At 68.2% G+C, this 506-nt stretch carries 1 protein-coding gene; it reads left to right on the forward strand.

From position 1 onward, the window contains the following. Positions 1 to 113: 113 nt before the first annotated feature. The coding region (locus tag AB0I42_RS28390) for an IPT/TIG domain-containing protein (RefSeq protein ID WP_357541889.1) at positions 114 to 506 on the forward strand (393 nt) is incomplete at its 3' end.

Here is a 506-nt window from a genome sequence, read left to right on the forward strand (position 1 = left end):
CCTCCTGCACGGCCGTCGTACCGGCGGGAAGCATCGGAACGCTCCACGTACAGGCCACGACTATCGGCGGAACCAGCGCCACCAGCGTCGACAACCAGTACACCTACGTGCCGGTGCCCGCCGTTACCGCAGTCACCCCCGACGCTGGCCCCACAGCCGGTGGTAACACGGTGACGATCACCGGGACCGACCTGGCCGGTGCCACCGGCATTAGGTTCGGGTCGGGGAACAACGCCACTGACGTGTCCTGCACCGCCACCTCCTGCACCGCTGTCGCTCCGACCGGAAACGCTGGCGACGTTCACGTGCAAGTCACCACGCCCGGCGGAACCAGCGCCACCAGCGTCGACAACCGGTACACCTACGTGCCGGTGCCTGTGGTGACCGCGATCCACCCCGACGCTGGCCCCGCAGCCGGTGGTAACACGGTGACGATCACCGGGACCGACCTGGCCGGTGCCACCGGCATTAGGTTCGGGTCGGGGAACAACGCCACTGACGTGTCC

Origin of the sequence: Polymorphospora sp. NPDC050346 (assembly GCF_040655695.1) — a bacterium.
Lineage (GTDB): Bacteria > Actinomycetota > Actinomycetes > Mycobacteriales > Micromonosporaceae > Polymorphospora > Polymorphospora lycopeni.